The sequence below is a fragment of the Photorhabdus heterorhabditis genome, assembly GCF_018448905.1.
In the GTDB taxonomy this organism is placed as follows: Bacteria; Pseudomonadota; Gammaproteobacteria; order Enterobacterales; family Enterobacteriaceae; genus Photorhabdus; species Photorhabdus heterorhabditis.
This window is the reverse complement of record NZ_RCWA01000202.1, coordinates 1-273: the sequence shown is the minus strand read 5'-3', so window position 1 is coordinate 273 and position 273 is coordinate 1. Positions and strand designations below refer to the sequence as shown.

At 56.0% G+C, this 273-nt stretch carries 1 protein-coding gene; it reads right to left on the bottom strand.

The genetic code is table 11. The features are described from left to right. Positions 1-273, bottom strand: a 273-nt coding sequence (locus EAE89_RS23295) for a filamentous hemagglutinin N-terminal domain-containing protein (RefSeq protein WP_244866764.1), incomplete at both ends; no start/stop codon positions are given.

The following is a 273-nucleotide window of genomic DNA, read 5'->3' as shown; positions in this document are numbered from 1 at the left end:
CCAGCTGGGTCTCGGTTGCTTTTGCGCTGTTATTGAGGATAACCCCGTGTTTATCGACATCAAACTGGCGGTAAGTATTGTGCGACACCCCGGCAGCACTGGGGGTCTGGATATTGACCTGCGGGGTACCGTTGGCACTGGAAATAATGGTCGGTTGTTGATGACCCGGCGCCTGTCCATCGGCCACCATCGCCGCCTGTGCGGTGAGTGAAATCCCGCCCAAAGCCAGTAATAAACTCAGCCGTAATGCCGTGAAGCGGCAAAGTCGTTGAG